This window comes from Leptolyngbya cf. ectocarpi LEGE 11479 (assembly GCF_015207065.1).
GTDB classification, from domain to species: Bacteria; Cyanobacteriota; Cyanobacteriia; order Phormidesmidales; family Phormidesmidaceae; genus Leptothoe; species Leptothoe ectocarpi.
The window spans coordinates 1-2,500 of sequence record NZ_JADEXP010000554.1; the positions used below are offsets into that span (position 1 = coordinate 1).

Here is a 2,500-nt window from a genome sequence, read left to right on the forward strand (position 1 = left end):
CTATGAATGACCATAGTCGCTAATCAAAACTGCCCCACGCCAGCAGGTATTCTCTCTTTAGTTTCTGACTTCTCCGCCACAATGCACTCAGTCGTAAGCGTCATAGCTGCAATAGATGCCGCATTTTGAAGGCCACTACGAGTCACTTTCGTCGGGTCAACGATGCCCGCCTCAAACATGTTGACAAACTGATTTTTCATGGCATCGTAGCCCACATCAAATGCCTGTTCCTTAGCATGCGCAGCAATCACCGCACCGTTGTAACCTGCATTTTCTGCAATGCGTCGGATTGGCGCATAGAGGGCTCGAGCAACAATTAACGCCCCGATCAATTCTTCATTGTCCAGATTGTCTTGCGCCCAGGCTTCCAGTTGGGGAGCCAGATGGGCCAACGTCGTACCACCGCCTGGAACAATTCCTTCTTCCACAGCCGCCTTGGTCGCATTAATCGCATCCTCCAGTTTATACTTACGATCTTGCATTTCAGTTTCAGTGGCTGCACCGACCTTAATCACGGCAACACCCCCAGAGAGCTTAGCCAAACGCTCTTGCAGCTTTTCCTGATCATAGTCAGATTCCGTTTCTTCAAGCTGACGTCGGATTTGTTCACAGCGGGCTGTGACTGCCTCTTCATTACCTTCCGCTACAACCGTTGTAGTGTCTTTAGTAACCGTAGCACGACGAGCCTGTCCCAACATTTCCATTGAGGCATTCTCTAACGAGAGACCCGTCTCTTCGCTAATTACCTGAGTCCCTGTTAATGCGGCAATATCCTGCAGCATCGCTTTGCGGCGATCCCCAAAACCAGGTGCTTTGACTGCAGCAACCTGTAAACCACCCCGTAGTTGGTTAATAACTAAGGTGGCCAAGGCCTCTTTCTCAATATCTTCAGCAATGATCAGCAGTGGTTTGCCGATGCGCGTAATCGATTCTAAAATTGGTAACAAATCTTGGATGAGAGTAATTTTCCTATCTGTAATCAAAATGTAAGGCTCATCCAACAACGCTTCCATCCGCTCTGCATCAGTTGCAAAGTAGGGAGAAATATAGCCCCGGTCAAAGCGCATGCCTTCGGTAATTTCTAGCTCAGTAGTCATAGACTGGCCTTCTTCAAGGGTAATCACCCCTTCGTGACCGACTTTCTCCATAGCAGTCGCTATCATTTCACCTACTTCAGCATCGTTACCGGCTGAGATAGTGCCGACCTGAGCGATTGCTTTAGAATCCTGAACAGGGCGGGCGTGGGCTTTGATTTGTTCCACTACGAAGTCTGCGGCTTTTTCGATGCCATGTCTGAGTGCCATGGAATTTGCTCCAGCAGCCACATTGCGCAGGCCTTCTTTGACAATCGCACTAGTAAGTACAACAGCGGTAGTCGTACCGTCTCCTGCTACGTCATTAGTCTTAGCAGCCGCCTGACGGATCAAAGCAACCCCTGTGTTCTCCACATGGTCTTCTAGCTCAATTTCCTTGGCAATGGTCACTCCGTCATTGATGATCTGAGGTGCACCAAATTTGGTTTCCAATACCACATTGCGCCCTAGAGGCCCCAACGTAGAGGCAACGGCCTCGGATAACAGGTCAATACCTCTTTCTAGGGCCTGACGAGCTTCGTCACTATAAAAAATAGATTTAGCCATCCCTACAGTCTCCTAATAATTCACGGCTAAGCTAGCGTTGCTAGAATGTCTTTCTCTGCCACTAGAACGTAGTCTTCGTGGCCCATCTGGATATCGGTCCCTGAGTATTTTGAGTAAAGCACCCTATCACCCACGTGGACATCGACGGGTTGGTGCTCACCTTGCTCATTCCGATTGCCAGGACCTACTGCAATTACTTCCCCGATCTGGGGTTTCTCCTGGGCGGTATCTGGGAGCAAAATGCCACCTTGTGTCTTTTCTTCGGGGGCACTAGCTTTCAAAAAAATGCGATCACCCAAAGGTTTAACTGTCACAACCTGCAAAGATACTGTCGCCATGGGACCTCCCTCTAGCTATGTAATGATAGACAACACAAAACTAATTGAGAACCTTGTCAAGAAGGTTTCAATCTAATTGTCGTCAGAGTAGGCAACCATAATTAAAATAAAAAAACAATATGAGGAAGTTGTGAGATCTAGCGAGACGGGTAGCAACTTAGGGTGAGAGTTTTTCGAAGGACAGACATCAGACATCAGAAAGCAAAAGCCAGACTGACTACTAAATAATAACTCTTGGCCTCTGACTTCCCACTCAATCAGGTCTTCTCAGCTTTAGTAGATGCCCATACTTCTTGATATATTTGCTAAAATATAAGTGGAGGGTGTAGATAATCTTCCTCCACCATAGATTAAGTGGTAACGCCTTTAAGCAGGCAAGGCCAAACCAAGCTCTCAGGAAGAGGCGGCTATGTGAGGTGCAAGACAAGCTACAAACTCTGTAAACTCAAGGATGGTTCGGAAGGAGGAAACCTTGGACAACTTAATAAGCGATTGTTGACGGGCTGAAGCTTATCGCTTAGC

At 47.7% G+C, this 2,500-nt stretch carries 2 protein-coding genes; both read right to left on the reverse strand.

All coding sequences use genetic code 11. The features are described 5' to 3' along the window. Nucleotides 1-23: 23 nt before the first annotated feature. Complete coding sequence (gene groL, locus IQ260_RS29800; RefSeq protein ID WP_193996672.1) at nt 24-1,640, reverse strand: chaperonin GroEL; 1,617 nt, start codon at nt 1,638-1,640, stop codon at nt 24-26. Between the two features lie 26 nt (nt 1,641-1,666). Then, nucleotides 1,667-1,978 carry a co-chaperone GroES gene (gene groES / locus IQ260_RS29805; protein ID WP_193996673.1) on the reverse strand — a complete coding sequence of 104 codons (312 nt, stop codon included), beginning with the start codon at nt 1,976-1,978 and terminating at the stop codon, nt 1,667-1,669. Nucleotides 1,979-2,500: the final 522 nt, after the last annotated feature.